This is a genomic window from Monashia sp. NPDC004114 (genome assembly GCF_053603855.1).
This window is the reverse complement of the sequence record NZ_JBSGGK010000009.1, coordinates 122762-142926: the sequence shown is the minus strand read 5'-3', so window position 1 is coordinate 142926 and position 20165 is coordinate 122762. Positions and strand designations below refer to the sequence as shown.

The 20165-nt window shown below is 71.5% G+C and carries 16 protein-coding genes; 9 read left to right on the top strand and 7 right to left on the bottom strand.

Translation table 11 applies throughout. From position 1 onward, the window contains the following. The first annotated feature begins 11 nt into the window (after window positions 1-11). From ACWEOW_RS13565 to ACWEOW_RS13535, 7 genes are all read left to right on the top strand, one after another. Window positions 12-1286, top strand: a complete 1275-nt coding sequence (locus tag ACWEOW_RS13565) for a CDP-glycerol glycerophosphotransferase family protein (RefSeq protein ID WP_452269731.1) — start codon at window positions 12-14, stop codon at window positions 1284-1286. Window positions 1287-1418: 132 nt separating this feature from the next. Beyond that, a complete protein-coding gene (locus tag ACWEOW_RS13560) occupies window positions 1419-2219 on the top strand; it encodes an ABC transporter permease (protein WP_452269730.1) in 801 nt (266 codons plus the stop codon). Next, on the top strand, window positions 2219-2968 hold the full coding sequence (locus ACWEOW_RS13555; protein ID WP_452269729.1) for an ABC transporter ATP-binding protein: 750 nt from the start codon (window positions 2219-2221) through the stop codon (window positions 2966-2968). Before ACWEOW_RS13560 ends, ACWEOW_RS13555 begins: the two co-directional genes overlap by 1 nt. Further along, window positions 2965-4932, top strand: coding sequence for a DUF5941 domain-containing protein (locus ACWEOW_RS13550; RefSeq protein ID WP_452269728.1), 1968 nt, complete (start codon window positions 2965-2967; stop codon window positions 4930-4932). The genes ACWEOW_RS13555 and ACWEOW_RS13550 overlap by 4 nt, the downstream gene beginning before the upstream one ends. Next, a complete protein-coding gene (locus ACWEOW_RS13545) occupies window positions 4929-5747 on the top strand; it encodes a CDP-alcohol phosphatidyltransferase family protein (RefSeq protein ID WP_452269727.1) in 819 nt (272 codons plus the stop codon). The genes ACWEOW_RS13550 and ACWEOW_RS13545 overlap by 4 nt, the downstream gene beginning before the upstream one ends. Then, on the top strand, window positions 5747-6751 hold the full coding sequence (locus ACWEOW_RS13540; RefSeq protein WP_452269726.1) for a glycosyltransferase: 1005 nt from the start codon (window positions 5747-5749) through the stop codon (window positions 6749-6751). Before ACWEOW_RS13545 ends, ACWEOW_RS13540 begins: the two co-directional genes overlap by 1 nt. An 88-nt stretch (window positions 6752-6839) precedes the next feature. Next, window positions 6840-7241, top strand: coding sequence for an adenylyltransferase/cytidyltransferase family protein (locus tag ACWEOW_RS13535; RefSeq protein WP_452269725.1), 402 nt, complete (start codon window positions 6840-6842; stop codon window positions 7239-7241). Between the two features lie 25 nt (window positions 7242-7266). Here the strand turns inward: ACWEOW_RS13535 and ACWEOW_RS13530 are convergent, their stop codons facing one another. The 3 genes from ACWEOW_RS13530 to ACWEOW_RS13520 all read right to left on the bottom strand — a co-directional run bounded on the left by ACWEOW_RS13530 (window position 7267) and on the right by ACWEOW_RS13520 (window position 11990). Next, window positions 7267-10356: a SpoIID/LytB domain-containing protein gene (locus ACWEOW_RS13530; RefSeq protein WP_452269724.1), complete on the bottom strand. Its 3090-nt coding sequence runs from the start codon at window positions 10354-10356 to the stop codon at window positions 7267-7269. A 187-nt stretch (window positions 10357-10543) separates the two neighbouring features. Next, window positions 10544-11200 (bottom strand): 3-oxoacid CoA-transferase subunit B, encoded by a 657-nt coding sequence (locus ACWEOW_RS13525; RefSeq protein ID WP_452269723.1) that lies wholly within the window; start codon window positions 11198-11200, stop codon window positions 10544-10546. Window position 11201: 1 nt separating this feature from the next. Continuing rightward, on the bottom strand, window positions 11202-11990 hold the full coding sequence (locus ACWEOW_RS13520) for a CoA transferase subunit A (protein ID WP_452269722.1): 789 nt from the start codon (window positions 11988-11990) through the stop codon (window positions 11202-11204). 472 nt (window positions 11991-12462) lie between these two features. Between ACWEOW_RS13520 and ACWEOW_RS13515 the strand changes: the two genes are divergently transcribed. Further along, a complete protein-coding gene (locus tag ACWEOW_RS13515) occupies window positions 12463-14478 on the top strand; it encodes a peptidoglycan-binding domain-containing protein (protein WP_452269721.1) in 2016 nt (671 codons plus the stop codon). A gap of 3 nt (window positions 14479-14481) precedes the next feature. Here ACWEOW_RS13515 and ACWEOW_RS13510 read toward each other — a convergent pair whose 3' ends face one another. From ACWEOW_RS13510 to ACWEOW_RS13495, 4 genes are read right to left on the bottom strand one after another with little or no spacing between them, the layout of a single operon-like run. Next, window positions 14482-15207: a TIGR03089 family protein gene (locus ACWEOW_RS13510; RefSeq protein WP_452269720.1), complete on the bottom strand. Its 726-nt coding sequence runs from the start codon at window positions 15205-15207 to the stop codon at window positions 14482-14484. Beyond that, the gene (locus ACWEOW_RS13505) at window positions 15207-16532 is read right to left on the bottom strand and encodes an LCP family protein (protein WP_452269719.1); all 1326 of its coding nucleotides are present in this window, start codon (window positions 16530-16532) and stop codon (window positions 15207-15209) included. Before ACWEOW_RS13505 ends, ACWEOW_RS13510 begins: the two co-directional genes overlap by 1 nt. Beyond that, window positions 16522-17166, bottom strand: a complete 645-nt coding sequence (locus tag ACWEOW_RS13500) for a DUF2304 family protein (RefSeq protein ID WP_452269718.1) — start codon at window positions 17164-17166, stop codon at window positions 16522-16524. Before ACWEOW_RS13500 ends, ACWEOW_RS13505 begins: the two co-directional genes overlap by 11 nt. Then, window positions 17163-17849 carry a glycosyltransferase family 2 protein gene (locus ACWEOW_RS13495; RefSeq protein WP_452269717.1) on the bottom strand — a complete coding sequence of 229 codons (687 nt, stop codon included), beginning with the start codon at window positions 17847-17849 and terminating at the stop codon, window positions 17163-17165. The genes ACWEOW_RS13500 and ACWEOW_RS13495 overlap by 4 nt, the downstream gene beginning before the upstream one ends. Before the next feature lie 99 nt (window positions 17850-17948). On the opposite strand from ACWEOW_RS13495, the gene ACWEOW_RS13490 reads away from it, so the two are divergent. Next, a complete protein-coding gene (locus ACWEOW_RS13490; protein WP_452269716.1) occupies window positions 17949-20135 on the top strand; it encodes a glycosyltransferase in 2187 nt (728 codons plus the stop codon). Window positions 20136-20165: the final 30 nt, after the last annotated feature.

The window sequence follows — 20165 nt, the reverse complement described above, 5'->3', positions numbered from 1 at the left end:
ACCGTCAGCCGGTGGTCGCCAAGAGGGGAACGATCGGCCCGCAGGGGACTCCCGCGGGTGTGGAGGACACGAAAGACGTGCTGAACAACGCCAGGCTGATGGTCCAGCTGGGCCGCGACACCGTGCGACGACAGGTCGCCAAGAGGCAGCTCACCCACAAGCTCGAGCGCACCGGCCTCGTGCCGGGGGCCGACGCGCGGTTCCGCGTGGCGGTCTACTTCTCGGACGAGCCGGTGAACCTCTACCAGATCCGGCAGTGGTACGCACCGCTGGAGGAGCTGGCCCGCTCCCAGCCTGTCGTCGTCGTCTCCCGGATGCCCGACACGACGATGCTGCTGCTCGACGAGTGCCCGCTGCCCGTGTTCCACGGCCCGCGCATCACCGACATCGAGTCGTTCATGGCCAGCCATGACATCGGCCTGGTGCTCTACGTCAACCAGAACCTCCGCAACTTCCAGATGCTCCGGTTCGCCGAGCCGGCGCACGTGTTCGTCAGCCACGGCGAGAGCGACAAGTCGTACATGGCCTCGAACCAGCTCAAGGCCTACGACCGCGTCTTCATCGCAGGGCAGGCAGCCGCCGATCGCCTCGAGGGCGCCCTCGTCGACTTCGACGTCGCCCACCGCGCCGTCGAGATCGGCAGGCCGCAGAACGACGCGACCTACGAGGCCCCGACGCTGCCCAGCGACGACCGCACGACAGTGCTCTACGCGCCGACGTGGGAGGGCGACCGCCGGAGCATGGCCTACGGCTCGATCGCGACCCACGGGGAGGCGATGCTCCGGGCCCTGCTGGCTGACCGGCGTTTCCGGGTGGTCTACCGGCCGCACCCGCGCTCGGGATCGTTCCACCCGGCATACGGCGTCGCCTCCAGCCACCTGGCCCACCTCGTGTCCCAGGCCAACCATGCGGACCCCACGGCCGGACACCTCGTCGACCGCGACACGGCGTTCGGTTGGCACCTGGCGCGTCTCGACGCGTGCATCACGGACGTCTCCGCCGTCGCGCTCGACTGGCTCGCGACGGGCAAGCCGCTGGTGCTCACCCGCCCGGCCGACCCGCGGGCCGAGGTGGAGCCGACCCGGCTCAACACGAGCGTCCCGATGGTCACGGTCGAGGACGCCGCGACCATCGTCCGGGTGCTCGACGCGGCCATGGCCGAGCCCGACGCAGCCCGGGCGGACATCGTCCGGCACTACTTCGGCGACACGTCACCGGGGGCCGCGACGGCCCGCTTCGTCAAGGCGTCGACCGAGCTGGTCGAGGCCCGCCTCGCCCTACGCTGAACGTTCCGTGACGCACGCGTGAACGTCGCACGCGGTCAGCACCCCTAGACTTCGGCGGGGTCATATGACCAGCAAGCACGGCCGCACGCCGGCACGAACAGCACGAACTGAAGGAGAAGGTGGTCCGCGCGCATGATCGGCGTCGCCCAAGTCCGCGGCCTCTCGGCCAACCGTCAGGTGCTTCGCACCCTCGTGGAGCGCGACCTTCGGGTCCGCTACGCCGGCAGCTGGCTCGGGTGGGTGTGGACGGTGCTCGACCCGCTGCTCATGGCGCTGGTCTACCTCGTCGTCTTCACCGTGATCTTCACCGCCCGGCGAAGCGGCAACCAGCCCTACTTCCTGCACCTGCTCACCGGCCTGTTCCTGTGGCAGTGGTTCGCCCAGAACATGTCGGAGACGTCGCGAGCCCTGCTCGCCGAGTCCCGGCTCGTCCGGTCGGCCAACCTGCCACGTGAGCTGTGGGTCGTGCGCGTCGTCAGCGCCAAGGGCGTGGAGTTCATCCTGACGCTGCCGATCATCGTCGCGTTCACGATCTACTACGTCGCGACCGGCCAGACGCATCTGCACTGGACGCTCATCTTCATCCCGGTCTCGATCGCGCTGACCTTCCTGCTGTCGGTCGGCATCGGCATGGTCCTGGCCCCGATCACCGTGATGGTGACCGACATGGCCCGAGTGGTCCGTATCGCGTTGCGCCTGGGGTTCTACGCCACGCCGGTGCTCTACAGCGCCGACATGGCACCTCCGGTGCTCAGGTCGCTGCTCGCGCTCAATCCGATGAGCGGGATCCTGGAGCTGTTCCGCGCCGGGTTCTTCAGGGGCGAGCTGAACAAGCTTTCCGTCCTGTCATCGCTCGTGCTCACGGTCGTGTTCCTGCTCGTCGGCGCGGTGATCTTCAAGCGGATGGAGCCCGCCGTGCTCAAGGAGATCTGATGGCCAAGCCCGTGATCGAGGTCCGTGACCTCGGAATCGAGTTCTTCCGCTCGCGGCGTCGCCGGATGTCGCTGCGCGAGATGATCTTCAAGGGCCAGAGCGGCGCGACCACCGATACCTTCTGGGCCCTGAAGAACATCTCGTTCGACGTCCAGCGCGGCGAGGCGGTCGGGCTGGTCGGCGGCAACGGCAGCGGCAAGAGCACGCTCCTGCGGATGATCGCGGGCGTCATGCTTCCGGACCACGGCTACGCCACCGTGCGAGGCAAGGTCGCGCCCCTGATCGAGCTGACCGGTGGCTTCCTCGGCGAGCTCACCGGCCGCGAGAACGTCTATCTCGCCGCAGGCCTGCACGGTCTGACCAAGGCCCAGATCGACGAGCGCTACGACGAGATCATCGACTTCGCCGGCCCGCAGGTGCAAGCCGGCATGGACATGCCGTTCCGCCACTTCTCCTCGGGAATGCAGGTGCGCATCGCGTTCGCCCTCATCACGACGCTCGACCAGCCGGTCGTGCTCGTCGACGAGGTGCTTGCGGTCGGCGACCGGGCGTTCCGCGAGAAGTGCTACCTGCGGATGGAGGACATGCTCTCGGGCGGGAAGACGCTCTTCCTCGTGTCACACAGCGAGCACGACCTCAACCGGTTCGCCGAGCGCGGCCTCTACCTCAAGTCGGGCGAGCTCGTCGCCGACGGCCCCGTCGGGGAGGTCATCGAGCAGTACAACGCCGACGCGGACGCCGCTCCGTGAGGCTCGACGAGCGTCCTCTGGTCGGTGACGCCCGTGCTCGGGCTGTCGCCGGCCGTTCCGCGGGCGCGGACCTGCTCGTCGTCGGCGGAGACGTGGCCAGTGACCTGATCGAGTCGCTCGAGCCGTTCGGGCTCGTGCGCCGAGCCACCGATGCCGACCTGCACCACGTTCGCGCGACCCTGTCGGCCGCGGCGGACGTGGCGGGGGCGTCCACCGACGTGCCCTTCGTCCTCGTCAGCAACGACGTCCGGGTCAGCCCGGTCGCCCTGCTCGACGTCCTCGACGCGCCTCGCGACGTGACCGCCGCAGCCGTGGTCCACGGCCCGGTGGGCGACCTGCGCGGCGAGGTGATCGACCCGACGATGGTCCGCGGCGGGTTCTGGCCCGTCCGCGTCGACCGATACACCCGTACGGTCGAGTCCGTCGGCACCGCCGGACACATCGTCAGCGCGCCGACGGCGTATGCCGTGGGTGTGCTTCGCGTCGCCGCCCGCGACCGTGCCCGCGTCGCCGAGGCCCTGCGCGCCGCCTCCCAGAGCAGCTCCGCACGCCGCCCCGGCGTGTCGCCGTTCGACCTCGCCCTGCTGGCCGTCGTCCGGTCCGGGAGCGTCTCGGTCCAGGCCGTGCCGCTCGACCACGTCACGGTCGAGCGCGGGCACCAGATGTCGATGGGGGCCCGCGGCTCGGCGTGGCAGCAACGGCTCAGGGCGGCGTCCCGTGGCAACGACGGTGTGTTCTCGACGCTCGCGATCCGTCCCCTCTCACGCCGCCTCACGGCATACGGCCTCGGCCGGGGCTGGACGCCGAACGTCGTGACGGTCGTCAGCCTGGCCCTCGGGCTCGCCGCGTGCGCGCTCGCGGCGGTCGACTCCCGGTGGACGTGGCTGCTCGCCGCCGTCCTTCTCGTCCTGTCGCTCGTCGTCGACTGTGTCGACGGTGAGATCGCCCGCTTCACCCGCCGTTACAGCCCGCTGGGCGGGTGGCTCGACGCCGTCAGCGACCGGGTCAAGGAGTTCACGCTGGTCGCGGCGGTCGCGTGGGTTTCCGCGCGGCGCGGTGAGGACCTCTGGTGGCTGGCGATCCTCGTCCTCGCGGTCCTCGCCATCAGGCACGTCGAGGACTTCTCGTACACCCGCCGCCAGCGGGCAGCCACCGCCGAGCCGCTCCTCGCGCTCGACCTCGACTCGTTCAAGGACGGCGGGCCCGACGGCAGCCGCACGGTCCTCGCGCCGGAGCCGAGCGGCCGCGACCGTCTCGTTCGCGACGTCAAGCAGGTGCTCCACCTGCCCATCGCCGAGCGCTACCTCATCATGGCCATCGGGCTGCTGCTCTACAGCCCGGCATTCCTGCTCTGGGCCCTGGGGATCGCGTCGGTCCTGGCTCTGGCCTGGACCCAGACCGGCCGGCTCCTGAAGGCCCGCGACGGCAGTGACGGCTTCCGTGCCGACCGTCCGGACCCGACCGTAGCCCAGCTGTGCGACCTCGTGGTGCTGCCGCGGCCATCGGGCCGCGGCCGGTTCGCGTGGCAGGTGCCGGGGCTGCTGGTTGCAGTCGAGGCGGCGGCCCTGCTGCTCGCTGCAGGCACGAGCACGGGTGCCCGCGCCGCGGCCTATGCCTGGCTCGTCGCCGTGTGCTGGCACGCCTATGACAACGTCTACCGTCTCCGCGAGACCGGGCGCGGCACACCGGTCGCGCTGGTCCGGGCCACGCTCGGGGTCGAGGGGCGCGTCGTGCTGCTCGCGCTCATCGGCGGATTCAGTGACAACCCGGCGCCGTTCCTGCTCGCCGGTGCCGTCGTGCTCCTGGTGGCCTACGTCGTCGAGTCGGCGCTGGCATGGCGCGTCGGTGCCGCGTCCGCAGACCAGCGCGGGCAGCAGGCCCGGCAGCACGGCGGGCAGCACGGCGGGCAGCACGGCGGGCAGCCGGGCGGGCAGCCGGGCGGGCAGCCGGGCGGGCAGCCGTGAGCCCGGCCCTGAACCACGACCCGACGGACGACCACCCCACCCTCGAGGAGCTGCGGTCCGTCGCCCAGCCGCCCGAGCACATCGCCCGCTACAACGCCGAGCACTGGGCCGGCGCCCTCTACATCAGGCATCTGTCGGTCTATGTGACCCGTTGGCTGCTGCCGACCCACATCACGCCGAACGGCGTGACCTGGCTGATGATCGTCGTCGGCCTGCTGGGTGCATTCGCGATCCCCTTCGGCGGCCTCGTGGGCCCGCTCGTCGCGGTAATCGCCATGCAGCTCCAGATCCTGCTCGACTGCTCCGACGGGGAGGTGGCCCGCTGGCGGCAGCGCTTCTCGCCGGCCGGCATCTACCTCGACCGGATCGGCCACTACGTCACCGAGGCCGCGATCCCGATCGCGCTCGGTCTGCGTGCCGACGGATGGAGTCTCTCCGACCCTGGCGACGTCGGCGGGTGGACCGTCCTGGGCCTGCTCGTTGCCGTCGGGGTCCTGCTCAACAAGGCCTTCACCGACCTCGTCCACGTCGCCCGGGCCAAGACGGGGCGACCGCCCCTCGAGGACGTCGCCACGACAGCCCGGCCCAAGGCCACCGGCGTCGCGGCGCTGCGGCGGGCCTTTGACTATGTGCCGGTCTTCCGCGCCTTCGTGGCGGTGGAGGCATCCCTGCTCACTCTCGTCGCGGCCGTCGTCGACAGCGTGCGGGGCGACCTCGTCGGCACCCAGGTGCTCGTGGTGGTCATGGTGCCGCTCATCGTCGTCACGGCCGGGGGCCATCTGGTCGGGGTGCTGACCAGCTCGAGGCTCGACTGATGACGGGGAGCGCCCCGGAGGAGTCTGCCTCAGCGCCGCCACGGGCGACGGCCCCGGTGCTCCAGTGGGCCCAGGAGCACGGCGAGGTCGGCGGGGTGCGCACCAGCCACCACCAGCTGACGACCGTCCTTCGGGGCGATGGCGTCGAGGTGGACTACGTCGACACGGGCTCGGCCAGGAGGGCGGCGGCGATGGTGCCCCGGCTGGCGCACCGGTCGCTGCACCTGCTGCACCTCACCCGGCTGTGGCGGGCGATGGTGCTCGCCCCGGTCTTCGCCCTGCTGCGCGGCCGCACGGTCCTCGTGCTGCACTCCGGCTCGACCGGGGGCCAGGTGGCTCGGATGGCGGGGTGGCGGCGGACCGCGCTGGTCACGGCCCTGCGTGCCTATGACGAGATCTGGGCCGTCAGCGACGACATCGGCGCGATCCTGCCCGGCCGGCTTCGTGAGCGGGTCACCGTCGTGACGCCGTTCGACCCGGCCGCGGCGGCGGTGCCCAGCCCCTTCGAGCGCGAGCCCCACGCCCTCGCGCTGTCGACGAACGCCGGGCTGGCCCACTACAACGCCGAGCTGGGTGTCGACGTGGTCCGGCTCCTGCGCCAGTCCTGGCCCGACGCGACGCTCACGGTCCTGGCCTACGGCAACGACACCGAAGCCGTCGAGTCGCTGCGGCGCCAGGCCGCCGCGGAGCCCTGGCTGACGGTCGCCTTCGACTCGTCGGCCGACGCCGTCTCTGCCGTGCTGTCGCGCGTCGGCACCTTCTTGCGCCCGACGACGTGGGACGGCGACTCGGTCATCGTGCGGGAGGCTCAGGCGGCGGGCGCGACCGTCGTCGCCAGTGACACGGCCCCACGGCCGGCGGGCGTCGTGGTCGCCCACCTGACCGCGGACAGCCTCGCCGAGGCGGTGCTGCACGGCGGCGCCGTCAGCGACGGCAGCGGCCTGGCGCAGACGACCCTCGCCCAGGCGGCCCATGCCTCGCTGGAAGCCATGGTTCGTGGCTGAGCCGGTGGTGCGGGTACCCTCGCACTTCGACTCCATCGGCGCCGGCGCGACCCGGCACCACCGATGTCGCCACCGCTAAAGGAGCACTGTGAGCAGCCGGACCGTCATCACCTTCGGGACCTTCGACGTCTTCCACGTCGGACACGTCCGCGTGCTCGAGCGAGCCGCGGCGCTCGGTGACCGTCTGGTCGTGGGCGTCTCCGCCGACGCGCTCAACATCGCCAAGAAAGGCCGCCCGCCCGTCTTCACGCAGGACGAGCGGCTCGAGATCATCGCAGCGCTCCGCGTCGTCGACGAGGTCTTCGTCGAGGAGTCCCTGGAGCAGAAGCGCGACTACATCCTCAAGTACGGCGCCGACGTCCTCGTCATGGGCGACGACTGGGCGGGCAAGTTCGACTGGGTCAGCGACGTCTGCGAGGTCGTCTACCTGCCCCGCACCCCGTCGGTGTCGACGACGGGCCTGATCGAGCACATCGCCAGCCTGGGCTGAGCGCCGGCTCGGCCGCAGCGCGCGGCTACTGGCCCCAGGCAGCGGTCGAGGCGTAGGTCCCCGCACGCAGCGGAGTCGTGAGCCGGGCCGACTGGACCACCCGGTAGACGAGCAGGGCCCCGTCGACGGCCCGACGCGTCAGCAGGTCGTCGCGACCGTCCCCGGTGATGTCGCCGACGCCACGCACGGCGCTCATCGCCTTCCAGCCGGACGTCCCGATGACGCGCGCCGGACGGAACCTCCCCGCGCCGTCACCTGGGTAGAGCACCAGCGCGCCGTCGCTGGAACGCACCGCCATGAGGTCGCGGCGCCCGTCTCCGTCGAAGTCGCCCGCGGTGACCTGGCGGAACCCGCCCCACCCGGAGCCGATCGTTGTGCTCGACACGATCCGCCCTGAGCCGTCTCCATGGCGCAGGACGAGGCTGCCGGAGGAGAGCCTCGTGAGGATGTCGGTATAGCCGTCGCCGGTCCAGTCACCCACCGGCACGATGAGGTTCACTGATCCCCACCCTGTGGCCAGGACCACGCGTCCGGCGCTGAGGCCGCTCGCACCGAGGCCCCGATAGAGCCACGCCGTGCCGTCGCTGCCGATGGCAACGACGTCGCCGAGCGTGTCGTTGTCGAACGCCCCGACCGCTGCGGCGGCTCGCATCCCGGAGAAGCCGGACCCGAGGATCTGTCGCTGGGTGAAGCCGAGCTGTCCGGTGTAGGACAGCGCCTGGAGCGAGGCACCGGTCGGCACGAGCACGTCGGACCGTGAGTCGCCGGTCACGTCGCGGGGAGAGTACGCCGCCGATCGTGGCGGCCGCGACGTGACCGTCCACCACGTGCTTCGGAGACCGGTGCGGGTCCGGAACGCCGCTCCCGTCACCGTGACCGAGCCCCCCGACCCGGTCAGCGTGACCGAGGTGACCCGTCCGCCCCAGGTCCCCGTGCCGCCTCCACCGGCACGAGGCCCCACGGCGACGGAGCGGAGCGACCCGATGGCCGGGTACGCCCGCTCGAGGGTGGCCGCCTGGATGGACGACGACCAGGCGTGTGGGTTGCTGGCCGAGGCGACCGCCCCGTCGTAGGGGTCGTTCTTCGCGGGGAGGTAGGCCGTCCCCCCGCTGACCGTGCGACCGCCGTTGGAGGCGGAGTACTGCGCCAGCGCCGGCTTTCCCCCGTAGGTCAGGACGATGCCCGCGGTAGCCTGCGTCGCCGCTGTGGCGCGGGTGTCCTCGTGCCGCACGGTCAAGGCGCCGGCCCCGGTGTAGTCCGCCACTCCGCGGTACTGCTGGCAGTCCACGTCGCAGATGTCGTAGACACGCGTGCCCGCACCGGCGCGGGCGTTGGCGGCGAACGTGCGCGCGGCCACCGCCTGAGCCGACAGTGCTGCGGCCGACCAGCTGGCCGGCATCTCTACGGGCACCACGGCGCGGACGTAGGCCTCGAAGGGGACGAGGTTGACGGCATACAGGCGGCTGCCCGAGACGGACACGCGCACGGACCCGGTGTACTCGCGCTGGGTACCGTCCGGCAGCCCGATGCGGACGGTGCCCGGGCGGCTCACCGTGAGCGGTTTGGCGGAGCCTCGCCAGGTCGTGACGTAGGTCCACCCGGCGCCCGAGCTCGCCTGCAGCGAAAGGGTGCTCCCCTCGCGGACGACGCGCCAACGGTATGCCGTGGACAGGTACGAGCGACGTGTTCCGTCTGTGATGGTCAGGCCGCTCTGCGAGACGAGGGGCACGGCGCTGGAACCGACTGCCGACAGCCAGACCCGCAGGGTCGGCTCGCCCTGGGTGGTGCGGGTGGTGCCGGGGTAGTAGAACGCGAGGATCTGCGGCCAGGTGAGTCCGGCGCGGGCGGCGCCGTAGGCACCCCACTGCGACATGCCGATGCCGTGACCGTATCCCCGGCCCGACAGGGTCAGGACCGACGACGCGGGACGCAGGTAGGTCTCGCTCGCCGTGCGAGCCGGCTGCGCGGACCACTGGCCGGCGCGCCACGTCGTCCCAGCCGCGCTGCGGATCGCCGGCACCTGGCGTGCGTATGCCGTGTCGCCGGGACAGTCTGTCTGGCTGAGGTCGCGGTGCCCCATGGTGCGTGGCTTGGTGACGCGCACGCCGGCGGCATACCGCGTGCTGCCGGCTGAGGTGAGGGTCGTGGTGGTCGACGGGTCGAACAGGGAGCGGTCGGCCTCCCAGGCGACGGCCTGGGTCACGGCGGACTGCGTGGCGGACGAGAAAGGCACCGACGTGTAGTCCCCGATGACCGCTACTCCGGTGGTCTCGGTGTTGAAGCCGCCGGTCTGGGCGCCCACGACGAAACCGGTGGTGCTGCCGTAGCGCCCCTGCCAGATGCGGCCGAAACGGTCCACGAGCAGCTGGTAGCCGATGTCGCACCACCCGAGGCTGCGAACGTGATACGCATACATCGCCCGGATCAGGCTCGGCACCTGGTCGGCGGTGTAGGAGTTCGAGTTGACCGTGTGGTGCACGACGACGGCCTTGAAACCGCTGAGGCGCTCGGGCACACACGTGCGGATGCTCTCGTCGGCGCCCCACTCGGCCCGCGTGTGGATGACCGGACGGGTCACCGCTGCGACCGCCGACCCAGCAGGAGCTCCGACGGAGGAGTCGGCCGCGGACGTGCCGCCGTCGACGAGGCTGGCCCGCATGCCTCGGGGCACGGTGCCGTCGGGCGTGCTGACCCGGATGTCGATCGCGTCCGACCCGAGCGCGGCGACGGTGTCGGTGCCCGGCCGCGCGTGGGCAGCGTCAGCGGAGCCGGGGTCGGGACCGTCGTCGTCCACACCGAGCTCGGTCCAGGCAGACCAGCCGTCGGTGCCGTGGGTGCGCACCTCGACGTGCGTCCCGGCCGGGGGAGTGCGGTCGAACGTGACGCCTGCGAGGTCGAAGCGGATGTTGCGGACCTCGGTGGCGCCGACGACGTGCTCGCCGACGCCGCTGCGCGCCGCCCTCCGGGCCGCGGAATCCGTTGTCGTGGAAGGGATTCCGACCTCGTGCACAACCGGCGCAACAGGGTGGGGGCGGGCGCCGGACGGCACCGTGGGGGCGACGACGAGCGTGGCGGTCAGGACGGTCACGGACACGACGGTGGGGATGCAGCGCACGGGACCTCTCCTCGGTCGGCTGCATCCACCGTCCCAAAGGTCCCATTGGTCACACAGGCATCAGGTTGATCGTTAGCATTTCGTGACCGTTTGATCAGGGTGCAGGTGGTAGGCACCGAATGCCTGCGATGCCTGAATGCGAGAGTGCGGCCATGCCAGGCATGGCCGCACTCTCGACGGAGCTGGGTCAGGCGTGCACGGGAGCCGGCTGGAGGTCCACGGTGATGTCCGGCTCGGTCTTCTCGCGCACCTCGTCCTCGGTCACTCCCGGGGCCAGCTCGCGCAGCACGAGCCCGTCGGCGGTCACGTCGAGCACGGCGAGGTCGGTGATGATCCGCTGGACGACACCCTTGCCGGTGAACGGCAGGGAGCACTCCTTGACGATCTTGTACGAGCCGTCCTTGGCCGTGTGCTCCATGAGGACGATGACTCGTTTGGCGCCGTGGACCAGGTCCATCGCGCCGCCCATGCCCTTGACCATCTTTCCGGGGATCATCCAGTTGGCAATGTCTCCCTGCTGGCTGACCTGCATCGCGCCGAGGATGGCCGCGTCCACCTTGCCGCCGCGGATCATCCCGAAGGACGTTGCGGAGTCGAAGAAGGCTGCGCCCTTGCGCAGGGTCACGGTCTCCTTGCCGGCGTTGATGAGGTCGGGGTCCTCGTCGCCGTCCAGAGGGTAGGCGCCGACGCCGAGAATGCCGTTCTCGGACTGCAGCACGATCTCGACGTCGTCAGGGACGTAGTTCGGCACGAGGGTCGGCAGGCCGATGCCGAGGTTGACGTAGGCACCGTCGGCCAGTTCGGCCGCGGCACGGGCCGCCATCTGCTCGCGGGTCAGTGCCATCTCACGACTCCTGGTTCTCGGTGCGGGGGCGGACCGTGCGCCGCTCGATGCGCTTCTCGGCGGCCTGCTCGGGCGTGAGCGGCAGCACCCGCTGCACGAAGATGCCGGGCAGGTGGACCGAGTCGGGGTCGAGCTCGCCCGGCTCGACCAGCTCCTCGACCTCCGCGACCGTGACCCGGCCCGCCATCGCGCACAGGGGGTTGAAGTTGCGAGCCGACTGGTTGAAGACGAGGTTGCCGTGGCGGTCGCCCTTGGCAGCGCGGACCAGGCCGAAGTCGGTCGTGATCGCCTTCTCGAGGACGAAGGTCTTCGTCTCACCCATCCACTCGAAGTCCTGGGTCTGCTTCGGCGGAGAGGCGACGGCGATGTTGCCCGCGTCGTCGTAGCGCCACGGCAGCCCGCCCTCGGCGATCTGCGTCCCGACTCCGGTCATCGTGAAGAAGGCCGCCACGCCCGAGCCCCCAGCGCGGAGGCGCTCGGCGAGCGTGCCCTGTGGCGTCAGCTCGACCTCGAGCTCGCCGTGGAGGTACTGCCGCTCGAACTCCTTGTTCTCGCCGACGTAGGACGAGATCATCCGGCGGATCCGCTTGTCGCGGAGCAGGATGCCAAGGCCCCAGTCGTCGACGCCGCAGTTGTTCGAGACGGCCTCGAGATCGGTCAGTCCGGCGTCGTGGATCGCACCGATGAGCACGGAGGGTATGCCGCAGAGGCCGAAGCCGCCGACCGCGAGCGACATACCGTCGCGGATGCCGGCGATGGCCTCCTGGGGTGAGGAGACGACTTTGTCCATGGGTCGGACTCTATCCGCGCCGACACGAGCCGGCGGAGTGGGGTGGGCCCACAGGATCGACACGAGGTGTGGGGTCCGGCCACGGGGCACTGGGACTGGTTCCGGCGTGGGCCGGCCACGGGTCGGCGGCCGGGCGCTGGCCCGCAGGGAAGCCGCCCGCGCCCTCTGATTCTGCTCCGGAATCCGGAGCAGAATCAGAGGGCCCTGGGCCGGAGCCTGCGGCTCCGGACCCGAAAGGCTGAGGGAGACACGGTTCTCGCGTCCGGGCCAGCGCAGTTGTGGTGAGTCACATCAATGTCATTTGGCGGCAAGGGAAATCACAGTTCTGTAATTCTCCCGACCAACTTGTGAGTGGTGTGACTGGAGTGCATAAATGGTGCGGGTGATGTTCCGACGGGGTGCGTCGGCGCAACGGCGCGCAGCGCCGGCTCCCGTGCTGTTTGCTCGTGTCTGTCCGCGGAAAGAGGTCCCCATGGCGCCGGGTCGACGACCCCTCGGGTGGGCCCTGACCGTCCCCGCCCTCGCGGTGCCGGGAGTCGTGGCGGCGGCATCCCCCGCGGCTGCGGTCCAGGCGCCTCCGACCAAGCCCCTTCCCGTGGGGCTGGATGTCTACGTGCCGTACCAGGGGCAGACCATCTGCGACCCGCGGCCACGGCCGGGCGTCTACGCGTTCGCGAAGCTGATGACCACCCACTACGGCATGGGGTCCACGGCCCTCATCGGGCGCGCCTGCAGCACCGGCCCTTCCGAGCACTACGACGGCCGGGCCTGGGACTGGATGCTCAACGTGGACAACCCGCAGCAGGAGGCCGTCGCCCAGTCGGTCCTCGCCTGGCTGACGGCGCCGGACAAGAACGGCGTGCCCGGCGCCATGGCACGCCGCTTCGGCATCATGTACATCATCCACGACCGCAAGATGTGGCGGTCGTACGCAACCGACCGTGGCTGGGCGCCCTACTACGGCACGAGCCCGCACACCGACCACATCCACTTCAGCTTCAACTACGACGGTGCCGCGGGTCGCACGTCCTGGTGGACGGGCGTGCCCACGACCTCGTATCTGACCACCCTTCCGCCGGCCGGCACCACGCTGCCCTCAGCGCCGCCCGGCCCGACGGCCTCGGCCCCGGTGCCGACGACCCCGGTCGTGCTGTCCTACGGGATGCGTTCGGAGGCCGTGCGCCAGCTCCAGGTGCGCCTCGGCAACCTCCCGACGACGGGCTACTACGGCGACCTCACCAAGGCACGGGTCGTCGCGTACCAGAAGTTCGTCGGAGTCCCGCAGACCGGTGTCGCCGATCTGCGGACGCAGGAGATCCTCGCCGCCCGCGGCTGGAAGAGCGTGACGGAGGCCTACCCGACCCTGCGCTTCGGGATGACCTCCGCGGCGGTGAAGACGCTGCAGACCAAGCTGGGCTCGCTGCCCCTGACCGGCTACTACGGCTCGATGACCCAGGCGCGGGTGACGGCATACCAGCGGTTCGTCGGTCTGCCCCAGACCGGCGTGGCTGATCCCGTCACCCAGGCGCGGCTGTGGGTGCGCGGCTGGAGCGGGACCCCGGCCGGGACGACGACCTATCCGACCCTGCGCTTCGGCATGACCTCCGACGCGGTGAAGACGCTGCAGACCAAGCTCGGCTCGCTCCCCGTGACTGGCTACTACGGCTCGATGACAGAGGCGCGGGTGACGGCATACCAGCGGTTCGTCGGCCTGCCCCAGACGGGCGTCGCGGACTCGAGGACGCAGGAGCTGCTCTACACCCGCGGTTGGGCGGCGCTGGTTCCCTCGCAGGCTCCAGCGCAGACACAGGCGCAGACACAGGCACAGACACAGACGCAGCGCACGGCGCCGAACCCGACCGGCACCGTGGCGCCGATCGACCCTGCACCACTCCCGAAGGACCCCGACATGACCCTGAACACGGCCTCGTCCCGACCCGACAGCACGCAGGCCGCCTCCGCGCCGGTCCGCCCCGCGGTGGCCGGTGCGGAGACCGTCGGCGTGGTGCGTGCCGGGGCCACGATGGCACGGGGCTCGGTCGCCAGCGTCGACGTGCGGACCGACTACACGGCATACAAGTCCCTGACGATCGGGCCGGGCGCCCGAGGCGCCGCCGTGCGCGTGCTACAGCGGGCGCTGGGTGGGCTCGCGGTCGACGGGGTCTACGGCGACCTCACCCGCGACAAGGTGGCCTCTCTGCAGCGGACTCTTGCGCAGCCGCCGACGGGTGTGGTGACCCCCGACCTGTGGGACGTGCTGGAGGCACGCGACTTCCCCTTCCTCGACAGCAGGACCACGGTGCTGCGCCTGGGCGACAGCGGGCCGGCCGTGCTCGCGGTCCAGCGGCTGCTCGCCGTCCGCGAGACGGGCGTCTACGACGGCGCGACCCAGGATGCGGTCCGCGCCGCTCAGGCGCGCGCCGGGCTGGCGAGCACGGGCGTCGTCGCCTCGCGCACGTGGTCGCTGTTCGACCGGCTGTCCGCCTGACGGTTAGCGCGCGTCGACCGTGACGCCCTCGGCGCTGAGCCGTGCGGCGAGATCGGCGCTGGCGGCCCCGCGGATCAGCACGACCGACCCGTCGGCCGCCCAGGCGGCCAGCGCCTGCCGCAGCACCGGCCCGAGGGAGCCGGCCAAGGCGACGCGCGGGGACGCGCCCCAGCCGTCGTCGGTCCGGATGACGTCGCCGTATGCCGTGTCGCCGGCCTCGCTGGCCAGGGCGACGTCCCCCGGCTCGGGGTCGGCCATCGGGGAGAAGGCGTCGCCGTGCGTGGCCAGCTCGCGGGCCTCGTCGATGGCACCGCGTGCCTCGGCCGCCTCGGGGTGGCTGCGGGCGAGAGCAGGCAGCGACACCAGCACGGCGTCGCCACCGTGCCCGGCCGCGGCAGCAGGGGCATCGGTCACCAGCACGTCGGCCGTCCGAGCGTCGTCACCGACGACGACTGTCGCTCCCACCGCCCAGGTGGCCAGCGCCCAGTAGAGCGAGCGCCAGTGCGCGGGCAGGTCGAGCCCGACGGTGGTGCCGGGCCCCGCGGCGGCGTCGTCCTGCAGGAGGTTGGCCGCCTTGGCGACCCAGTTGGCCAGCACCCGCGCCGACAGCTCGATCCGCTCGCCGGCGGTCGGGCCGGGCTCGTCGTCGTACCACGTCAGGCGGGGGCGCCCAGGGTCGGTGGCGACCATGCGCGCGAGCACGTCCGCGGGCATCACGGGAGTGGTCATCAGCTGTTGCTCGCGCCCTCGACGGTGGTGCCAGGTGGCGGCTCCGTCAGCGGCTCGTCGTCCTTGAGCGCCTTGAACAGCGCCTTGGCCCGCTCGGTGTCCCACTTCACCGCGAGGGCGCCGCCCGAGGTCCGGTAGGCCAGGTCGGATGTGGGCACCGACAACGACAGGCCGTTGTCGTTGCTGATGTCGCGCATCGCCATGAGGACGCGGACGGCGTCCATGAAGCCGGTGTCCTTGCCCACGGCGAGACCCGCGGCGGAGGCGTCGGCGAAGCTCTTGTAGCGCCACGGGATGAGCACGGTCGACGGGGTTGCAGCCTTCTTCATCAGGGCGCCGAGGAACTGCCGCTGCCGGGCCGCGCGGCCGATGTCCCCCAGCGGGTCCTCGTAGCGGGACCGGACGTAGCCGAGGGCGTTGGCGCCATCGAGGTTCTGGCAGCCCTTCTTGAGGTCGATGCCCGCCTTCTTGTCCTTCATGTCGCGAGGGACGCAGAGCGTGACGCCGTCGACGCTGTCGACGACCGAGGCGAAACCGCCCAGGCCGATCTCGACGTAGCCGTCGATGTGCACGCCGGTGACGTTCTCGACCGTGTCCGTCAGCAGCTTCGGGCCGCCGATGGAGAAGGCCGCGTTGATCTTGTTGTTGCCGTGGCCGGGGATCGGCACCCACGAGTCACGGGGGAGCGAGACCATCACCGGCTTCCCGCCGCTCTCGGACACGTGGACGATCATGATCGTGTCGGTCCGGTTGCCGGCAGCGTTGCCGGTCGCGTACTTCTTGCGCTGCTCCTTGGTCAGCCCGGCCCGGCTGTCGGAACCGACGAGCAGGTAGTTGTAGCCGGCCGTGTCGACCGGACGCTCGCCCGAGGGGACGTTGTCGACCTTGGCGACGTTGTTCCACGCGTTGAACGGCACCCAGACCATGAACGCGATCCAGGCGAGGACCAGCAGCCCGATGACCAGGGCGACGATCCGGCCCTTGCGCCAGCGGTAGGTCGGCTCGCTGGGCGGGGCACCGGCGCCGCGCGGGGCGCCGGGTCGGCCGGGACCGCCGGGGCCGCCGGGTCCGCCGGATCCGCCGGATCCGCCCGAGCCGTCGCCGGACCCGCCCGAGCCGGCGTAGCCCGCCGAGCCGGCATAACCCGCCGCCCTGGGGGCCGGCTGGGGCTGCGTCGAGCGCCGTCCGCGGTCGTCGACGGTGTCGACGTCGGCGGCACGAGCGGACGGGATAGCTCCACCGCCGGGACGCTTCGGGCGTCGCCGCGTGTCGACGACATAGGCGTCGTCGGCGTCGGGTCGATGGCCTTTCGGGTCAGTCGGCATCGGCTGCTTTCATGCTCGGGGACGAGGATGGACTGCCTGCCAGTCTCTCAGGTCGGCCTGTGCCGAGCCTGTCGTCGCCCCCGTACGGCGTGGCTGAGGTCACGCCGCTGCGTGTGGATCCGTCCGGTATGCCGCCCGCTGACCCCGCCTCAGCGGACGCCTCGGTGGCCTCATCGATGGCCTCATCGGTACGGGACCTCACGTGGGTCTCGGAGGTCACAGGGGCCTCGGGCGTCACGTTCGTGGCCGTGGCCGCTGCAGCATCCTCTCCGTCCTCCGTCCCAGCCGCGCTCCGGGGTGCGGGCGGCGGCGTCTCGTCGAGCGCGATCCGCCGCGCGAGCCGCGTGTAGCGCACCTCCATGTCGCGGAAGCGCCGGAAGGTGGTCACGACGAACCCGAGGAAGGCGAGCACGAGACCGTAGAGCACGAGGTCGGCGCCACGGCCGATGCCGACCAGGCTGCCCAGCCGGTTGAGGATGTTCGGGTCGAGGATCGACCACACGGCGAACGCGGCGAACAGCAGCAAGCCGATGCGTCGCAGCGCTTGGGCCCGCTGGCCGTAGCTGCCGAGCAGCCGCCACGCGATGGCGAGGATCCCGACGATGAGCAGGACCTGGATTGCGAGCTGCTTCATCGCCAGATCAGCTCCGCGAGGATGTTGACGGCGTTCCACAGCGACTGGCCCTTGGCCTTGGAGTAGTCGGTGTAGAGGATGTGCACAGGCTCCTCCGCATAGGTGATGCGTTCGCCGTCGAAGCGCATCGCGCCGATCTGCGCGACGATCTCGGACGCGTGGGCCATCCGGTTCTGGGTGATCTCGAGCCGGTCGACGACCTCACGCGAGAGCACCCGCAGGCCGTTGTGGGCGTCGGTGAGGCGGGTGCCGGTCGTGACGTTCGTGTACGCCACCGCGGCGCGAAGGACGAGCTTCTTCAGGGCCGATGCCTCCGTGCGCTCGTCGAGGAAGCGGGAGCCGAAGACGACCTGCACGTCGCCCTGCCGGATCCGGTCGACCATGACGACGACGTCGTGCACCTGGTGCTGGCCGTCGGCGTCATAGGTGACGACATAGCGCATGCCAGGGTCGGAGAGGGCGTAGGCGAAGCCGGTCTGCAGGGCGGCGCCCTGGCCGAGGTTCACGGGGTGCCGGACGACGACCGCACCGGACTCCGCGGCCCGTCCCGCCGAGTCGTCCCTGGACCCGTCGTCGACGCAGACGACGTTGGGGAAGGTCTCGCGTGCCTCGCGCACGACGTCGGCGATGACGGAGGCCTCGTTGTACAGCGGCACGACGAGCCACACGTCCTCGTTCTTCATGCGCCAAGCGTAGAGCGGGCCGGTGCCCTCGCCGACACGCGCGGCCCTCCGCCCCGCGTCGCGACCGGGCCGCCGGCGGCAACTAGAGTCCGGAGCACCATGACGGACGCGGCATCGCAGACCTCGCGGTTCGACACCCCCGACGCCCAGCCCATGGGGCCGGGCGTCGAGACGACGCCGGGGTCGGCCGCGCTTCGAATCGCCGTCATCGGTCCGACGCACCCGCACAAGGGGGGCGTCGCGGCCCACACGACGATGCTGGCGCACCATCTCGAGGACGCCGGGCACGACGTCATGCTCGTCTCGTGGTCCCACCTCTACCCGTCCAAGCTGCACCACGCTGACGCCACCGTCCCCGCCGGTGTGCCCGAGGTGCCGCCCTACCCCCGCACGATCCGCGCACTGAGCTGGGCTCGTCCCGACACGTGGGTGCGGGTCGGGCGGCGCCTTCGCGACATGGACGCCATCGTCGTCGTCCACGTCATGCCCCCCGTCGTCCCGGCTCACCTGGTCCTGCTGCGCGCGGCCGGGGCGGTCCCGGGCGGCCCAGGGCCGCGCCCTCGGTCGATCGTGCTGTGCCACAACGTCCTCCCGCACGAGTCGCACCCAGGCGACGCCCAGCTCATGTCGCTGCTGTTCGCCCGGGTCGACTCGACCCTGGTGCACTCCACCGACCAGGCCCGGCTCGCGCACGACCTGGGTGCCCGCCGGGTCTCGGTGGCGGACCTGCCCCCGCACCTTCCGGGCGGCCACCCCATCTCTCGCGACCCTCGGCCCGGTCCGACGCGCCTGCTGGCTCTCGGCCTGATCCGTGAGTACAAGGGGATCGACGTCCTGCTGCGGGCCATGCGGTCGGTTCCCGACGTGACCCTGACGATCGCGGGCGAGATCTGGGGCTCGAACCGGAGCGTCATCCGCAGCCTGGCCTCGGACCCGCTGCTCGCGGGCCGGGTCGAGATCCGGGACGGCTACGTGCCGGCCGATGCCCTGGCGGCACTGCTCGCCGACCACGACGTCCTCGCCCTGCCCTACCGCTCGTCCACGGCGTCCCAGAACGTCATCCTCGGCCACGCCCACGGGCTGCCGGTCCTGGCCTCGGACATCTCGCCCTTCTCCCAGCAGGTCGTCGACGGTGTCAACGGGCTGCTCGTGCCGCCGGAGGACGAGCGGGCCCTCGCGGGTGCGCTGCGCCGCCTCGGGGACCCGGATGTACGTCGCCGGCTGGCCGACGGGGTCAAGACCCCGGACCTGTCCGCTCCCTGGGCCAACTACCTCGGCACGCTCGAAGCGCTCTCGGCCGACGAGAGCGCCTACGGTGCCGAACCCCTCACCGAGCTCGGCGAGCCCAAGGAGCCCAAGGAGCCCAGCGAGGCAGTCGACGAGACACTCGAGCTCACCGGGGCTCTGGAGCCGGCCGAAGCCTTCGACGCCCTCGCTCCGGCAGCCCCCGCCGGGTCCAGGCATGAGGTCGAGCCGGGTGAGGCTCGTGCCGAGGGCGAAAGCGCAACCGACGCTGGCGAGGCCGGTTCCGTGACGGAGCGGCTGCGGTATGCCGTCCCGCGCGTCAGTGCCGCCGTGGCCGATGCAGGTCGGCGGGCGCAGCGACAGGTCGGGCGCCGGCTCGCCGCGCGCCGGCCGCTCGTGCCCCTGCGTCCGGCGGACCTGCCCGACTGGGTCCTGCCCACCGACGTGCTGGGGGACCCGGACGAGGCCGACGATGCCCGCCGCCTGGCCCGCGTGCTCGGGCTCCCTCGGTCCCTCGACGGCGTCTCGTCGTGGGCGGCTCTCGGCGCGCTCGCCGCGATCCTGCGCGTGCGCGACGACGGGCGGCGCAGCGCCGTCATCGTCGACGAGACCGGCACCCGTTCCCTGCTCTCTCGGTGGGCGCGGGCCGTCGGTTTCGCGCCGGTCGAGATCGAGTTCACCGGCCGGCATCCCAGCGTCGCCGCGCTCGACGTCGACACGGGGTCGCTGGACGTCATCGTGCGCATCCATCCGCGCGGCTGCGACGACGAGGACGTCGACCTCGTCGTCGAGCAGGCCTCGTGGGCGCTGCGGTCGGGCGGCCTGCTCGTCATCACCGTCCCGATCGGACCACCATCGGCGGAGGGCGTTCTCGGCCCGGCGGACGTGCGCGCGGTGATCGCCCGGGCCCACGACCACGGTTTCGCACTCGTCGGCGACCTCGACGGCGACGTCAACGCGCGGATGCGCGAGGCCAGCGCCCGAGCGCGCGCCGACGATGCGGCATACGGCCTGGTGCGGCTGGCGCTGCGTCGTCGGTGAGCATTCAGGCAGGCCTGGGATGATGGGTCC